Source organism: Rhodococcus sp. 06-156-4 (assembly GCF_002259345.1).
In the GTDB taxonomy this organism is placed as follows: domain Bacteria; phylum Actinomycetota; class Actinomycetes; order Mycobacteriales; family Mycobacteriaceae; genus Rhodococcoides; species Rhodococcoides fascians_E.
This window is the reverse complement of record NZ_NPGB01000008.1, coordinates 462,591-479,072: the sequence shown is the minus strand read 5'-3', so window position 1 is coordinate 479,072 and position 16,482 is coordinate 462,591. Positions and strand designations below refer to the sequence as shown.

Annotated in this window: 13 protein-coding genes; 1 reads left to right on the top strand and 12 read right to left on the bottom strand. The window is 65.4% G+C overall.

The genetic code is table 11. The features are described 5' to 3' along the window. Window positions 1-44: 44 nt before the first annotated feature. The 11 genes from CH290_RS05575 to CH290_RS05525 form a co-directional block, all read right to left on the bottom strand. Window positions 45-1,520, bottom strand: coding sequence for a carboxylesterase/lipase family protein (locus CH290_RS05575; RefSeq protein ID WP_033188655.1), 1,476 nt, complete (start codon window positions 1,518-1,520; stop codon window positions 45-47). Window positions 1,521-1,624: 104 nt separating this feature from the next. After that, entirely contained in the window at window positions 1,625-3,214 is a 1,590-nt protein-coding gene (locus CH290_RS05570) for an AMP-binding protein (RefSeq protein WP_033188656.1), read from the bottom strand. A gap of 85 nt (window positions 3,215-3,299) precedes the next feature. Continuing rightward, window positions 3,300-4,565 (bottom strand): ABC transporter permease, encoded by a 1,266-nt coding sequence (locus CH290_RS05565; protein WP_019666529.1) that lies wholly within the window; start codon window positions 4,563-4,565, stop codon window positions 3,300-3,302. Continuing rightward, window positions 4,562-5,782 (bottom strand): ABC transporter permease, encoded by a 1,221-nt coding sequence (locus CH290_RS05560; protein ID WP_230620901.1) that lies wholly within the window; start codon window positions 5,780-5,782, stop codon window positions 4,562-4,564. Before CH290_RS05560 ends, CH290_RS05565 begins: the two co-directional genes overlap by 4 nt. Beyond that, the gene (locus CH290_RS05555; RefSeq protein WP_033188657.1) at window positions 5,775-7,277 is read right to left on the bottom strand and encodes an ABC transporter ATP-binding protein; all 1,503 of its coding nucleotides are present in this window, start codon (window positions 7,275-7,277) and stop codon (window positions 5,775-5,777) included. The genes CH290_RS05560 and CH290_RS05555 overlap by 8 nt, the downstream gene beginning before the upstream one ends. A 1-nt stretch (window position 7,278) precedes the next feature. Next, window positions 7,279-8,376: a BMP family lipoprotein gene (locus tag CH290_RS05550; RefSeq protein WP_026348043.1), complete on the bottom strand. Its 1,098-nt coding sequence runs from the start codon at window positions 8,374-8,376 to the stop codon at window positions 7,279-7,281. Window positions 8,377-8,514: 138 nt separating this feature from the next. Beyond that, window positions 8,515-9,957 (bottom strand): nucleobase:cation symporter-2 family protein, encoded by a 1,443-nt coding sequence (locus CH290_RS05545; protein ID WP_033188658.1) that lies wholly within the window; start codon window positions 9,955-9,957, stop codon window positions 8,515-8,517. Between the two features lie 34 nt (window positions 9,958-9,991). Then, window positions 9,992-10,489, bottom strand: coding sequence for a type III secretion system chaperone family protein (locus tag CH290_RS05540; RefSeq protein ID WP_019666534.1), 498 nt, complete (start codon window positions 10,487-10,489; stop codon window positions 9,992-9,994). After that, complete coding sequence (gene mshA, locus CH290_RS05535; RefSeq protein WP_176460155.1) at window positions 10,486-11,814, bottom strand: D-inositol-3-phosphate glycosyltransferase; 1,329 nt, start codon at window positions 11,812-11,814, stop codon at window positions 10,486-10,488. Before mshA ends, CH290_RS05540 begins: the two co-directional genes overlap by 4 nt. Window positions 11,815-11,845: 31 nt before the next feature. Then, window positions 11,846-12,718 carry an alpha/beta fold hydrolase gene (locus tag CH290_RS05530; RefSeq protein ID WP_019666536.1) on the bottom strand — a complete coding sequence of 291 codons (873 nt, stop codon included), beginning with the start codon at window positions 12,716-12,718 and terminating at the stop codon, window positions 11,846-11,848. A 49-nt stretch (window positions 12,719-12,767) separates the two neighbouring features. Further along, a complete protein-coding gene (locus tag CH290_RS05525) occupies window positions 12,768-14,009 on the bottom strand; it encodes an ROK family transcriptional regulator (protein WP_230620902.1) in 1,242 nt (413 codons plus the stop codon). Between the two features lie 372 nt (window positions 14,010-14,381). Between CH290_RS05525 and CH290_RS05520 the strand changes: the two genes are divergently transcribed. Then, complete coding sequence (locus CH290_RS05520; RefSeq protein ID WP_020112540.1) at window positions 14,382-15,137, top strand: SDR family NAD(P)-dependent oxidoreductase; 756 nt, start codon at window positions 14,382-14,384, stop codon at window positions 15,135-15,137. A 96-nt stretch (window positions 15,138-15,233) separates the two neighbouring features. Here the strand turns inward: CH290_RS05520 and CH290_RS05515 are convergent, their stop codons facing one another. Continuing rightward, complete coding sequence (locus CH290_RS05515; protein ID WP_026348046.1) at window positions 15,234-16,430, bottom strand: L,D-transpeptidase; 1,197 nt, start codon at window positions 16,428-16,430, stop codon at window positions 15,234-15,236. Window positions 16,431-16,482 lie beyond the last annotated feature (52 nt).

Below are 16,482 nucleotides of genomic sequence, written 5' to 3'. Positions count from 1 at the left end.
CTATAGACCCGTTGTCGACGCCTTACCTGTGAAACGAGACCTCGTCAGCGCACCCCGGCCCAGACTTCCCTCGTCGACGCACGGGGGTCGTCGACCACTTCGGTCCGGTCGCCGAACATCATCACCGATCGATCCGCCCCGTACCGGGACCAGCCGGGCGAGCCGTCGCGCACGAAGTCGACCCAGGCTCGGTGCATGTCGTCGGCCACCTGCTGGGGTGGGTTCGCTCCGGTGATGCGCGCCGTCTCCGGTTTGTCCAGCAGGTCGAACACGAACGGTATTTCCAGGGCATGACATGCCCCGAGGGCGCCGTCGAAGAGAGTGGATCGCCACGTGAACTCGTAGACGAAGGCGTTTCCGCCGCGGGTCTCCGCGACGCGTACGGCGGGGATGCGGAAGAACCAGTCGGTGATCACCGCGATGAGCAGTTCGCCGGGTGACGCGTCGGGCAGCTGCGCCCGGTAGACGTCGAGTGTCTGCTCGACGTCGGCACCGTACGCGCCGATCGCGGCTCGAACCCGTGCCTCGTCCACGTACCCGACGACACCGGCCGGCACCAGGAAGAACGCGAACTCCTCGCTGGTGGTGCCGATCAGAACATCGATCTCCGAGCCCGCGCCTGCGGCGATTCTCCGGTGCGGAACGTCGGGCACGACATCTCCGTCGACATAGGGCTCGAACGGCATCATGTTGAACGCCAGTTCACCCCACGCTCCGGTCGGGGCTTCCGCGGTGACGCGGTCGCCGAGCTCACGCTGAGCGTCGACGAACGCTTCCACCGGCACAGAACCGAAACCGTTCACATCGGGTTGCACGCCGAGCGAATCGGCAAGCGCCTCGGCTACTTTCGTGGCAGTACCCTCGGTGATGACGTGGTAGCCCGCCCCGCTCTGCAGTATCGCGCGCCGGAAGAGCCCCTCCGCCGACGGCATCGACATCAGGGTCCCGACGCTCATCGCCCCTGCCGACTCACCGGCAACGGTCACCGCGTTCGGGTCTCCACCGAAGGCAGCGATGTTGTCACGAACCCACCTCAGTGCGGCGACCTGGTCCAGGAGACCTCGGTTGGCAGGCGCTCCGTCGATTCTCGCGAATCCGTCGGCGCCGAGACGGTAGTTGACGGTGACGACGACGATGCCGTCCCGCGCGAACGCCGAGCCGTCGTAGATGGGTACGGCGTTGCTCCCGTTCACGAATGCCCCGCCGTGGATCCAGACGAACACCGGCAGTCCCGACGCGGACACGTCGGGTGTCCACACGTTCACGTTCAGGCATTCGTCACCGGGAACCACTGGCTCGGTGAGTATGTCGCTGACGGGCGGTCGGTATCCGATCTTGGGGGCCGTGGCCCCGAACGTCACGGCATCTCGGACACCGCTCCACGACGGGGGTGCGCTGGGCGCCGCGAACCTGCGGGCACCGAACGGCGCTTCGGCGTAGGGAATTCCGAGAAAAGAGGTGACCGGTCCGCTCTGTTGACCGCGGATCGTGCCTTGAGCGATGTCGACTGTGACGTCCATACATCTTTACTACCCGAACGACTGGGCGTGGTGTGACAGTTCCGTCCTACGCAGGCGGGAATCCGAATGCTGAGCACGTGATTGTCACACCACTCCCGGAGGTCCTACTGTGCTACTTCCGCGGCCCTGAGGTCCTTGCGCAGGATCTTGCCCGCAGCGGACTTCGGAACCGTGTCGATGAACTGGACCTTGCGGACCTTCTTGTGCGGTGAGACCCGCTCGGCGACGAAGGCGATGACGCCGTCCTCGTCGATCGCCGCATCGGCCTGCAACACGACGAAGGCCTTCGGCACTTCCTCGCCCTCGTCGTCGAGTACACCGATGACGGCGGCGTCGGCGATTTCGGGGTGGGTGAGCAGCAGAGCTTCGAGCTCGGCGGGCGGAACCTGGTAACCCTTGTACTTGATGAGTTCCTTGAGCCTGTCCACGATGTAGACGACGCCCTCGGAGTCGACGACTGCGATGTCTCCGGTGTGCAGGTAGCCGTCGTCGTCGAGGGTCTCTGCGGTAGCGGTCGGGTTGTTGAGGTAGCCGGCCATGACGTTCGGCCCCTTGACCCACAGTTCGCCCGGCTTGGACCGTCCTTCTGCCGGAATGTCGATTTCCTCGAGGGTCTCGGGGTCGACGAGCTTGTTGACGGTGTTGGCCAGCGGGAGGCCGACGGAGCTGAGCGGCATGTCGTCGCGGTCGAACGGGATTGCGTGGCTGACCGGGCTGAGCTCGCTCATGCCGTAGCCCTGACGGATGCGCGTGTTCAGCCGAGCCGCGACGGCCTTGCCGAGTTCTTCGTCGAGCGGGGCTGCGCCGGAGAAGATGGTGTGCACGCTGGAGAGGTCGTACTGGTCCACCAAGGGGTGCTTGGCGAGTGCAACGGCGACGGGGGGTGCGATGAAGAGGTAGGTCAGCTTGTTGTCCTGGATGATGCGCAGGAATTCGACGAGGTCGAACTTGGGCATGGTGACCAGTCGTGCACGCAGTTTCAGGGCGATGTTGAGAAGCACTGTCAGGCCGTAGATGTGGAAGAACGGCAGCAGCGCGAGGATCGCGTCGTCGGTGTCGATGCCGACGCGGGGTTCCATCTGTGCGACGTTGGCGACGAGGTTGCGGTGCGTGAGAATGACGCCCTTCGGGACACCGGTCGTTCCGGACGAGTACGGAAGCACGGCGACCTGGGTTGCGGGATCGAACGTCACGTCGGGGGCGGGCGCGCCCTGGGTCAGCAGGTCGCGCAGATTCGGGTGGCCTTCGGCGCCGTCGAGAACGATGACGTGGTCGTCGTCGATACCGACTTTCTCCGCGGCGGCCTTGGCCTGCGGGTACAGCGGCGAGACGGTGAACAGGAACTTCGCGCCGGACCCGGTGAGCTGCTTGGCGATGTCCTCGGCGGTGTACAGCGCGTTGATCGTGGTCGCGGTGCCGCCTGCGCGCAGGATGCCGTGGAGGACCGCGGCGAACGCGGGCACGTTGGGCGAATGCAGGCCGACGACGTCGCCCACCTCTAGCCCGCGCGCGGCGAGTGCTCCTGCGATGCCGTTGATCTGGCCGATGAGAGCCTGGTACGTCGTGACATCCCCCGAGGCGCCGTCGATGAGGGCGGGCTTCTCGAGGTCGGCGTCCGTGATGGAACCGAAGAGGTAGTCGTAGACACTCAGGTTCAGTATCTCTACGTCGGGAAAGGGGCTGTTGAAGCTCATGACTCTCCTTCGAACACGCTTACGGCAATATGTCCGAAACCCTACAGTGAACGCGGTCACAACCGACAGGTGACCTACTGGCGAGTCAGGACTTCACGTACGGCTTACCGGCAGCGGCGGGACCACGCACGTGACCGACGAGGCCGGCGACCGCGAAGATCGTGACCACGTACGGGAGCATCAGCATGAACTCGCTCGGAACGGGCGAGCCGATGATGCCGAGCACGTTCTGCAGGTTCGACGCGAAGCCGAACAGCAGGGCCGCCAGCGTTGCGCGTATCGGGTCCCATCGGCCGAAAATGACTGCGGCCAAGGCGATGTAACCGGCGCCTGCGGTCATTTCCTTACCGAATGCGCCGACCGATCCGAGGGTGAAGTACGCACCGCCCAGGCCGGCGATGGCTCCGGCGAGGCAGACGTTCCAGAAGCGCGTACGCGCGACGTTGATACCGACGGTGTCCGCAGCCTGCGGGTGTTCACCGACGGCGCGCAGACGCAGACCCCACTTGGTGTGGAACAGACCGAACCACACCAGCGCGACGACGAAGTACATCATGTAGACGATCAGGGTCTGGCGGAACAGCACGGGGCCGATCACGGGGATCTGGGACAGCACCGGAATCTCGATGCGCCCGAACCGCGGCGGGGAGTTGAGGGTCTCGGGATTCTTCGTGAGCACGACCGAGTACAGGAAGCTCGTCAGTCCCACGACCAGAACGTTCAGTACGACGCCGACGATGACCTGGTTGACGAAGTACTTGATGGAGAACATCGCCAGCAGTGCCGCGGTCAACGCTCCGGCCAGCAATGCGGCGAGCAGGGCCACGTAGGCGGATCCGGTGATCGACGCGACGACGGCGCTGACGAAGGCGCCGGACAGAAGCTGGCCTTCGATGGCGATGTTGATGACGCCGACGCGTTCGGAGATGACGCCGCCCATCGCGCCGAAGATCAGTGGTGTGCTGAGTGCGACGGCGCCGATGAGCAGTCCGGGCACGGGCACGGTTGCTCCGGCGGCGGCCCACGTCAGGAACCCGAGTACGAACAGCACTGCGAACACTGCGAGGAGCCACAGCGGCGTTGTCCTGTGGCGCAGTACGTTCCAGACGGAGAACGCGAGAATCGCAGCCAATGCCGCGACGACGAGAATTCCGGTCGCCCCGGTCGGGACTCCCACTGCCGGGAGCGCAAAGAAGTCGTTCTCGCTGGCGAGGCCGAAGGTGGTCGTACCGGACTTGCCGCGCAGGACGAACAGGATCAGCCCGAGCAGAGTCGCTGCACCGAGGACGCCCGGTACCTTCCAGCTTCGCTTCGGCGTCAGTACTTCCGGCGCCGTGTCGAGGGTGGTCACAGTGCTCCCACCTTCGCGGTGTCGGCGCGGGCCGCGGTCTCGGCTCCCGGTGGCGGTAATCGGAAGACAGCTCGCACCAGCGGAGGCGCCGCGATGAACAGGACGATGACCGATTGCACGACGAGAACGATGTCGATGGGGATGCCCTCGGCCGCCTGCATCGCGAATCCACCGGCTTTGAAAGCACCGAACAGTATGCCCGCGAAGAACACTCCCCACGGTTTGGATCGGCCGAGCAGGGCCACGGTGATGGCGTCGAATCCGATGCCTGCGTCGATGTCCGCGCCGAAACCGGTGGTGACCGTGCCCAGAACCTGGGCGACACCTGCCAAGCCGACCAGGGCGCCGGACATCACCATCGCGTACAGGTACATCCGATTGACATCGATGCCCGCGATCTTCGACGCATGCGGGTTCTCGCCGACGGCGCGGAAGCGGAATCCCAACGATGATCGTTCGAGAAGCCACCAGACCGCGACGGTCACCACGACGACGAGGACGAAACCGAGATGCAGGGAATAGCGGTCACCGAACAGCTTCGGGAAGACCGCCGTCGATTCCATCGCTGCGGTCTTGGGGTTGTTCTGCCCGGGGGCTTGCAGTGCGCCCGGTGTGCGCAACAGATATGCGACGAGGTAGAACGCGACGTAGTTGAGCATGATCGTGACGATGACTTCGTGGGCACCGGTGCGTGCCTTGAGCACTCCGGCGATACCGCCCCACACCGCGCCGCCGACGACACCCGCGAGGATCGCCAGGATCAGGTGAATCCCCGCCGGGAGCTGCAGCGAGAAACCGACCCACCCGGCGCACGCCGCGGCGATGAGCATCTGGCCGCGGCCACCGATGTTGAACATCCCGACCCGGAAGGCAAGTGCCACACCGAGACCGGCGACGATCAACGGCGTCGCGAAGGTCAGTGTCTCCGTGAGCGGCCGGATGCCGTTCTCGAATCCGGGTCGCCGGAAGTTGTACACCGATCCCTGGAACAGGGACGAATACGCCCCCGACACTGCGTCCCAGACCGCCACCAGCATGTCCGACGGCCGCGAGAAGAAGTATCCGGCGGTCTCCTGCACCTGATCGTCGGTGACGGCGATCAGCACTGCTCCGACGATCACCGCCATGAACACGGCGAGCACGGAAATGATCGCGCTTCCGGTGAATATCTGCCGCAGAACCACATGGGACCGCGACGGTGCAGGCGTTTCAGCCATGCTTCTCTCCACCCATCATCACACCTAGAACTTCGCGGGACGTGTCGGCAGGCACGATGCCGACGATGGTCCCGCGGTACATGACTGCAATTCGATCGGCGAGCGCCGCGACTTCGTCGAGTTCGCTGGAGACGACGATCACCGGCACACCGGAGTCCCGAGTCGCGACGATCCGCTTGTGCACGAACTCGATCGAGCCGACGTCGATACCTCGTGTCGGCTGCGACGCGACGAACAGCCGGAGGTCTCGGCTCAGTTCGCGAGCGAGCACGACCTTCTGCTGATTACCGCCGGACAGCCGCCCGACGCGTGTGTCGATTCCCGGAGTTCGGACGTCGAACTCCTCGACCTTCTCGGCGGCGAACGTGTCCAGATACTCGCGTCGGATGGCGCCGCGACGAACGAACGGCTCCCCCGTCGACCTGTCCAGCATGAGGTTCTCCGCGATCGAGAACTCGCCGACGAGTCCGTAGACCGTGCGGTCCTCGGGCACGAAGCCGACACCTGCGCCGAGCACGTCGTGCACGGATGCGCCGACGAGAGAGCGACCGTCGAGCTCGATCTCGCCGCTGATCTGCTCGCGCGCTCCCAGGAGGGCCTCGACGAATTCGCTCTGCCCGTTGCCCTGTACACCGGCGACGGCGAGGATCTCACCTCGGTGGACCTCGAGGCTGACATCGTCGACGACCTTCTGACCGGCTCCGTCGAAGACCGTCAGATTTCTCACGACCAGCGCGGCATCCCCGGGCGTCGCCGGTTCCTTCGACACCGTGAGCTGCACATCGCGTCCGACCATGAGGGCAGCCAGTTCGGCGTTGGTTGCCGTCGGTTCCGCTTCGCCGACGACTTTGCCGAGCCGGATGACGGTGATGCGGTCCGCCACCTCACGCACTTCGCGAAGCTTGTGGGTGATGAACACGATGGCCGTGCCGGATTCAGCCAATTCACGCATGATGCGCATCAGGTCGTCGGTTTCCTGCGGCGTGAGCACAGCCGTCGGCTCGTCGAACACCAACACCTTGGCGTCACGGCTGAGCGCCTTGATGATCTCCACGCGCTGCTGAACGCCGACGGGGAGGTCGTCGATCCTGGCGTCCGGGTCGAGGTCGAAACCGAAGCGCGACGAAATCTCCCGCACCAGCTTCCGGGCGGCGGCGAGATCCAGTCTGCCTCCGGATTTGGTTGTCTCGTGCCCGAGGATGATGTTCTCGGCGACGGTGAAGACCGGAATCAGCATGAAGTGCTGGTGCACCATGCCAATTCCGGCGCTCATGGCCTCACCGGGGCCGGCGAAATTCTGCTCGACGCCGTCGAGCAGAATCTTGCCTTCCTCGGCGCGATACAGGCCGCTGAGAACGTTCATCAGCGTCGACTTGCCTGCCCCGTTCTCGCCGAGCAGGCACACGATCTCTCCCGGCTCGACGACGAGGTCGATGGAATCGTTCGCGACGAGCGAGCCGAACCTCTTCGTGATGCCCTGTAGTTCGAGTTTCACGTCACTTGGGCGAGGACGGGGACTCGACGGTGATCGAACCGTCGATGATGCCTGCCTTGATCGTGTCGAGTTCGCCCTGCAGTGCCGGGTCCACCTGGGACTCGAAGTCGTGGAACGGTGCGATGCCGACACCGTCGTTCTCGAGGGTGCCGACGTAGGGTGCGTTGTCGAACGATCCGTCACCCGAGGAGGCGACGATTTCGTCGACGCTGGTCTGCAGGCCCTTGGTGACCGACGTGAGGAGCAGGTCGCCGACGGACGGGTCGGACACGTAGACGTCCGCGTCGGCACCGATCAGAGCGATGGGACGCGAGGAATCACGGATTGCCTGTGCCGCGCTCTGGTAGATCGGTCCACCGACGGGGAAGATGACGTCCGCGTTCTGGTCGATGAGGCCTTGAGCGGTGTTCTTGGCGACGGCGTTGGCTTCGAAACCGCCGGTGAACGAGCCGTTCTGGGCCGGGACGTCCCAGCCGATGACGCGAACGTTGCCGTTCTTCTGCTCGTTGAAGTAGTTGACGCCGTCGGCGAATCCGTCCATGAAGATGGTGACGGTGGGCAGTTGTGAGCCACCGAAAGTACCGACGACACCGGTCTTGGAGAAGCTCGCAGCGGCGTAGCCGGCGAGGAATCCGCCCTGGGCCGCGTCGTAGGTCAGCGGTTTGACGTTCGGCAGGTCGATGCTGGAATCGTCGATGATGGCGAAGTCGATGTCGGTGTTCGCTTCGGCGGCGGCCTTGGTGGCGTCGGCGAGGTCGAATCCGACGGTCAGGATCAGCGAACATCCCTGGTCGATCAGGTTGTTCAGGTTGGGGTTGTAGTCCGTCGGCGACGCCGATTCGACGGTGATGGGCTCGACACCGAGCTCTTCGGAGGCGTTGGTCAACCCCTCGAAGCTGAGCTGGTTGAACGACTTGTCGTCGAAGCCACCTGCGTCGGACACCATGCAGGGCTTGAAGTCGCCTGCGGCTGTGCCACCGGAATCCGATCCACTGTCCTCGGGGGCGGAGCCACATCCAGCGACGAGAGCGACCGCACCGAGCGACGCGACTCCCCCGAATACCAGTCTGCGGGTGTGTGAGCGGGGAACGACGGTCAAAACTTCCTCCAGTGTTCGGTGCAGCACGGTGGCGCTGCTGCGTGTTCGCGGGTCTCGTGAACACGCGATCGGTGTGTGGCTAGTTTGTCTGATTGCGGACGCTACTACTCGCTCGGGTTACCCGCATGATTTCGCGCCTTACGCCTCCGGGTCCCGGGGGTTCGGTTTCCGGCCGTCGACGCTGCTCCCGTCACGGTCTCTCGGGACGTCTGCTTCGTCGTCGCGCACCATGACGGCGGGGCCCGCAGCGACGATCGAGGGGTCCTCGGGCGTGCCGGGTCGGAAGACGTTGAAGAAGAGATTGAGTATCACCGCGACGATACTCGCGGCGCTGATGCCGGAGTGGAACACAGTGACGAACCAGTCCGGGAACTCGTCCCAGAAGTCGCTCGCCACAACGGGAATCAGCCCGAAGGCAAGTGTCACCGCGACGATGACGAGATTGTTGTTGTTGTCGTAGTTCACCTTGCCGAGTGTGCGGATGCCACTGGCCGCGACGGTCCCGAACAGTGCGATGCCCGCCCCGCCGAGAACGGGAAGCGGAATCACACCGACGACCGCCGCGAGAATCGGCGAAAGACCCAGCAGCGCAAGCACTCCACCGCCCACGGCAACGACGAATCGACTCTTCACTCCGGACATCGCGACGAGCCCCACGTTCTGCGCGAACGCGGTGGCGGGGAACGAGTTGAAGACCGGAGCGATCGCCGAGGACAGCATGTCCGCGCGGAGACCGTCGCCGACGCGCCGGGTGTCGACGTCGGTGCCCACGACCTCACCGACGGCGAGGATGTCGGCCGTGGTCTCGACCATGATCACCAGAATCACGATGGTCATCGAGATGATGGCGCCCACGGCGAAGATGGGACTGCCGAATGCGAACGGTGTCGGCAGTGCCACGATGTCCGCATCGCCGACACCGTCGAAATCTGTTTTTCCGAAGACGAATGCGGCGATCGTGCCCACGAGAAGTCCCAGCAGAATCGACAGCCGCGACACCCTGGGGGTCTTCGTCAGGATCAGCACCACGAGCAGAGTGAACATCGCCAATCCGATGTTGCCGACGTCGAGGTACTCCGGATTCGGTGCGCCGCCGACCATTTCCTGCCCGGTGATCCACCGGGCCGCGACGGGCATCAGCGACAGTCCGATGACCGTGATGATCGATCCGGTGACGATGGGCGGAAAGAACTTCACCACTTTCGAGAAGAACGGTGCGACGGCGAGGCCGATCAGCGCGGCGACGATCACCGAGCCCAGCACGGTTCGCAGGCCGGTCTCGCCGTTCTCCGCCCCGACGATGATGGTCAGCATGGTGGAGACGGCGGCGAACGAAATACCCTGCACCAGTGGCAGTTGCGAACCGAAGAACGGCACGCCGACCGTCTGCAGCACCGTCGCGACACCGCTGACGAACAAAGCGCAGGAGATGAGCAGCGCCTGGTCGGTACCGGATAGCCCCGCCGCGCCGCCGACGATGATCGGCACTGCGATGACGCCGCCGAACATCGAGAGGATGTGTTGCATGCCGTACCCGAACATCTGAAGCACCGGCGGCGTGGCGTCCTCTGGCCTGGTCATGCACCGAAGCGTACGAACCCTCGGTTACGTCCGATCAGTTGTCGAGTTTCGACGGTGTAACCAGGTGTTCGAAGGCCTTCAAGTTCGCCAACGACTCGCCCCGGGACACACGCCAGGCCCACTCGCGCTTGATCGATTCGGCGAAGCCGAGTTCGAGCAGAACGTTGAAATCTCCGTCGGCGGCTTCGAGCACCTGGCCGAGTATTCGGTCGATTTCCTCCCCCGTCACCGCATGGGTGGACAACCGTCCGACGAGGTAGATGTCTCCTACCTTGTCCAGGGTGTAGTGCACTCCGTAGAGCCGTCGATTTCGGCGCAACAGGTATTTGTAGACGCCCTCGAAGTTCTCGTCCGGTTTACGGCAGACGAACGCCTCTATCCGTACGCCGTGGTGCCCGACGGTGAGGATCGTGGTCGTCTTCAGCTTCCGCTCGCCCGGCAGTTCGACGACGAACGCGTTGTCCCCCTTGCGTTGGTACTCGAGCTCGCGTTCGCTCAGTACCGAATCGATCAGCTCGATCAGCTCGCTCATGCCGTTGCCCCCGCCCTTCGTAGCTTCGACAGTCCGCGCACGCGCCGCGGCGAGAACTCGCTCGGGGCCTCGTGACGGTCGAAGTGGAACTGTGCTGCACGATAACTGTCCAGCAGGCCTTCCGCGGTGTGTTCCCACGAGAAGTTCGCAGCGTGGTCCGGTGCCGCCGATGCCATGTGCGCCAGGCCATCTCGATCTGCGAGCATTGCGCCGAGGGCTCGCGCCCACTCCGTGGTCCGGTGCCCTTGCACGAGCACGCCCGTCTCCCCGGACCTGACGGCGACCCCGAGCCCGCCGACGTCCGCTGCGATCACCGGGGTTCCGCTGGCTTGAGCTTCGATCGCGACGAGTCCGAACGATTCGTTGTAGCTCGGCACCGCCACGACGTCGGCGGCACGGTAGACCTGGACGAGTTTCTCGGAGGGCTGCGGCGGCAGGAACGTCACTCGCGTCGAAATACCCAGTTCTGCAGCGAGTTCGATCAAGCTGTCGGGGCGGTCGAGGCCGCTGCCGGACGGCCCTCCGACCACGAGCACCCGCAGCGGAAGGCTCGGCCGAGCGGCCACCAGTTCCGCTGCGGCGCGCAACAACACGTCCGGGGCCTTGAGCGGTTGGATCCGGCCGACGAAGGCGACCACGGTTTCCGACGGATCGATACCGAATTCGGCTCGCGCAGCGGCTTTGTCACCGGGCCGGTACCGGCCGAGGTCGGCGCCGGGGGCGACGACGTCGATCGATCGAGGCGATGCGTGGTAGATCTCGATCAGCTGCTTCGCTTCCTCGCCGGTGTTGGCGATGAGCCTGTCCGCCTCGGCGACCACCTGTTGCTCGCCGATCTGCCGCGCGGCCGGTTCCGGGGAATCCCCCGCTGCCAGCGACGCGTTCTTGACGGCGGCGAGTGTGTGGGCCGTGTGGACCAGCGGCACGCCCCAGCGATCACGGGCCAACCATCCGACCTGGCCGGACAACCAGTAGTGCGAATGGACCAGATCGTAGTAGCCGGCGTCGTGCCGGGCCTCTTCACGAAGGACTCCTGCCGCGAACGCGCACAGCTGCGTCGGGAGGTCCTGTTTGTCGAGCCCCTCGAACGGCCCTGCCACGATGTTGCGCACCAGAACGCCCGGCGCCGCTTCCTCGAGAGGCTTGTCCGCCGACGACGTCGCCCGGGTGAAGATCTCCACCTCGACGCCCCGTTTCGCCAGCTCCTTGGCGCTCTGGAGCACGTAGACGTTCATTCCGCCCGCATCCCCCATGCCCGGCTGCGCCAACGGCGAGGTATGCAACGACAACACTGCAACCCGATTCAACTGGCGACCACTCACCACACCAGTTTGCACTCTCCCGCGCCGGGTGGGTTCACAGACCCTGGACGAAGGCCGTCACCTCGGCCAGAAACCGGTCGGGATCGGCGACGAACGGGCCGTGGTCGACGCCCTCCCAGAACGAGGCGGTTGCCGCCGGAATCAGCGACGCAGCATGCTCACCAGCGGAGACGTCGACGACGGTGTCCGCGGTGCCGTGGAGGACCAGCGCGGGTACGTCGAGGCCCGCAAGCAGGTCGTCGTGCGAGACAGCCCGATCGAACAGCGCTGCTCGGACGCGGGGCAGCGTGGACAGCGTCGCCCCGAACAGGGCCTGAGCCTGCGCGCCTTTGCCCTCGATCGGCCCCTTCAGGGCTTCGCCCTCGATCGGTCCTGTCAGTGCACGACCGAAGCTGCCGAGCGCCTTGATGGCCACCCGCGGCTCCTCCGACATCGCGTCCGGGATCGCCGCGCGCATCGCGCTGCCGACTCGACCACCGGCTTCCCCCCTGCCGATGCTGGTGATCGCGCCGACGAGCACGATGCCCGCGACCGCCCCTGTCCCGTGTGCGGCCAGGTAGTCGCAGATGACCAGGCCGCCGTAGGACCAGCCGAGCAGAACCGCGTCCTGCTCGATTCCCTCGGCAGTCAGTACCGCGTGCACGTCTGCCGCCCAGTTGGCCGATTCGCCGTACCCCGTGTTCGGCGCGTCCGAGTAACCGTGGCCCCGCAGGTCGACCGCGATCACCCGGTACGACTCCGCCAGCGTCGTCAACACCCGGTCACCCCAGCACGCGGACGACTGCGCCCACCCGTGCAGCAGGACGAGCGGGCGGTGCGACTCGTCGCCGCTCACTCGATAGACGATGTTCGTGCCTGCCGTCGTGGTGTCGATTCGGCTCGTGGCGTGGCGTACCGATCCAGTCATGCCCCCATCATGCCCGGGTGCCCGACTGCCCGACTGCTCGGAGCGCGAGTTACGCGGCGGCCCGGCGCATCGACGCGAGCGGATCGGAGTAGACCGAGCTGAGGGACACCACGGCCGCAGCGAATTCCTGCACCTTGTTTCCGAAACCGGAGATTCGAATGTCCTTGCGCGGCAGCGTCGACGTCTGGCCGAATGCCTCGGCGACGTACGGGATACCCGCGGCGTATTCGGTGAACGCCTGTCCGCCGAGGACCACCCGATCGGGGTTGAACAGATCCCGCAGGAGTCCGACCGTCCGACCGAGCACCTTCGCACGTTCGACGAGGATCTGCTGCGCCGCCGCCGAGCCGTCGTGTGCGGCCTGGTACAGCGCGGCGACGCCCGATCCTGCCGGGAGAACCCCGCGCTCGACGGCGATGGCCAGCACCGCGCGGTCGCTCACGGTCGCTTCGAGGCATCCGCGGTTTCCGCACTGGCACAGCACGTTCGATCCGGTGGGCAGGTGAGCGATCGACCCGGGTCCGGTGGAGGGCGTGTGCACCCGGCCGTCGATCGTCAACGCGATTCCCGCGGTCTCGCGTGCGTAGAAGTACAGGCTGGTACCGGTCGTCGTCGTGTCCGCCCGCGCCGGCGTCAGGAGCAGTTCGGAGCCCGCCATCGCCTCGACGTGACCGGACACGGAGACGGGCAACCCCAGACCGCCACCGACGATGGCGCCGACCTGGGCGTTCTCCCAGCCGAGGCGGGGATGATCCACCGTGCCCGACGCACCGTCGACTCGACCGCCGAGGGCGACACCCACCCAGAGCGGAGTTCGACGGTGCCAGCGCGCCGCGAAAGCGCCTGCGCTGCGGGTGATCACGGACAACGCTTCGGAGGCGGGGCCGCCCGGCGTCGGGATCTCGACGGCGCCGAGGATGCGACCACGCAGGTCGCTGACGACGATGCCGGTGACGATGGCACCGATGTGGATTCCGATGGTGGCGAAGGGCTCGTGGTTGACCTCGAACGGCACGCGTGGGCGGCCGATCGCACCGGAGGCCGTCAGATCGGCGCGTTCGCGAAGCAACCCGACGCCGAGCAGGGCGGAGACCTGACGGTTGACCGTAGCGATACTCAATCCTGTTGCGCGAGCGGCAATATCGCGGGAAAGCGGACCGTCGGCGGAGGCTACGCGAAGCACCGATGCGGCGGGACTGTCGGCGATGCGCAGGTCGGGTGCAACGACCTGGACTCGGGCCCGTCCCGCTGAACGGGACAGAGAGGTGGGCCGTGACCCTCGAAGGTTCACGGAGGTGGAAGATACCGGCAAAGTTGCAAGTGACACTGTGGTTCGTCCTCGGCAGTAGACCCACTTGAATCGTGGGTGACACAGGTGCTGGAGAAGGAGAAAGTCGAGCGAGCGACGCCTGCAGAACGGCCGATACGGCCGAGAATCGAGAAGCGATCCCGAGAAAGCTACAGGCCTAGAAGCTGCGACAACACAGTTCGCGAGGGAGCGGCAGCCGGGAACCCAGAGCAGCGGTCACGTACGTGACGCGCAGTGCAGGAGTGTGGCTGGCGGACATGAACGCAAAAGTAGCACTTCCCCGCCCGATCACCAATACGGGCAAGATTTCCGCTGCGTACCGGCCGCGCCCGACCGGAGTCTAGAATTTCTGCCATGACATTGTCAGAACAAATCCCGTCCGACGCCCGCATCGCCGTAGTCACCGGCGCAAGTTCCGGCATCGGTGAGGCAACCGCACGCCAACTCGCCGAGCAGGGCTACCACGTCGTCGTCGGTGCGCGTCGCGTCGATCGACTCGAGAAGCTGGCATCCGAAATCGGTGGGACTGCACTGCAACTCGACGTCACCGACGAAGATTCGGTGGCCGCGTTCACCGCGGTGATCCCCCGTGTTCACGTGTTGATCAACAACGCGGGAGGCGCGAAGGGACTGGCACCGGTCATCGATGCCGATCTCGACGACTGGCGCTGGATGTGGGAGACGAACGTCCTCGGCACCCTGCGTGTCACCAAGGCATTGCTTCCGAAACTCATCGAGTCGGGCGACGGACTTGTGGTCACCATCACGTCGGTGGCCGCCTTCGAGGCGTACGACAACGGCTCGGGATACACCTCCGCCAAGCACGCACAGGCCGTCCTGCATCGCACGCTGCGCGGCGAGCTGCTCGGGCAGCCGGTTCGGCTCACGGAGATCGCGCCGGGAGCCGTGGAAACCGAATTCTCGCTCGTCCGTTTCGACGGAGACGAGGACAAGGCCGACGCCGTCTATCAGGGCATCACGCCGCTCGTCGCCAGGGACATCGCCGAGATCATCGGGTTCGTGGCATCACGTCCGTCGCACGTGAACCTCGATCAGATCATCATCAAGCCGCGTGACCAGGCCGGCCCCGGCCGCTTCAGTAGAAAATAGAACCCTTTGTGTGAGTGGAAATGTAGCGTCTTCTGGTCGCTCCGCAGGCTCCGCTCCTGTCCCAGGGCCTACATTTCCACTCACCTGAGATGCGCATCAGAGCGCAGACATCGACTCCCACGTCGGCCAGTCGATCGCCCAGTCGTAGAGGTCACCGTCGGCGGCCGACAGATCGATGGACGTACCCGTCACCTCGACCGGATCGCCGTACATCGCGGTCCCGAAATACTGCTCCGCGTCCGACGTCGACAGGTTGATACAGCCGTTCGTCACGTTGGACGCCCCCTGGACACCCGTCGTCTCCGGGTTGGCGTGGATGAACTCGCCGTTGTTGGAGATCCGCACGGCCCATCGTTCGCGCACGTTCTCGTAGAACGGCGGGTTCGACATCAGGAAGTCCTCGTGCTTCTCGGTCACCACGTGCACTCCGCTGCGCGTGACGTTGCGCGCTTCGTTGCCCTCGCCGTAGCTGACGGGGATGTCCATGATGGTCTGGCCGTCGCGCACGACCTGCATGCGGTGGCTCGTCGCCTCCGCCTTGACGATCTGGCTACGACCGATGGTGAAGTCGAGTGTCACGTCGTCGGCGCCGTACGCACCGCCGCCGTAGTCGACCCCGTACAGGTTCGCTTTCACCGACACCGTCGTGCCCGGAGCCCAGTAGTTGGTGGGGCGCCAGTGGACGCGTGAGCCGTTGTCGTCGGGGAACCACGCCCACGCGCCGGGCGTCGGCGGGTTGGTCGTCACCGTCAACGCCTTCTCGACGGCGGCCTTGTCCTCGATCGAGGAGTCGAACTGCAGGATGATCGGGGCCGCGATCCCCACCTCCTGGCCGTCGCCGATGTTGGTGCTCACCGACGTGCGGCTGTCCGGCGTGACCGTCGTGAAGCTGCCCTCGACGGGTACGGACTTGCCGTCGCTTCCGACGGCGTTGCCCGCCCAGGTGTACGAGACGCCGTAGCCCAGCGGCTCCGTGACGGAGTATGACGCCTTGTCCGGCGCCAGCGCGCCTTGGACGACCTTGCCGTCGGGGTTGGTGAGGGTGACGTCGGCCAGGGTCCCGTTCTTCACGGCCACGGAGATCGGCGCGACGGGGCTGACGTCCTCGGCTCCGTCGGCGGGGTTCTGCGTCACTTGGGCGACGGGAGCCGCTTCGGTGGTCGGCTCGGACCCGCCGGAGGAGCCGTCGGTGCCACCGATGGTGCAGCCCGCGACGAGCGCCGCCAACGCCACGATTGCTGTGACCAGCCACAACAACCGCGTCCGTTTTGTCTGTTCTACCTGCTCATGCACGTATTCCAACGTACTCGCGGCTCATGGGCGAACCACTATCGAAAGCTCGGGT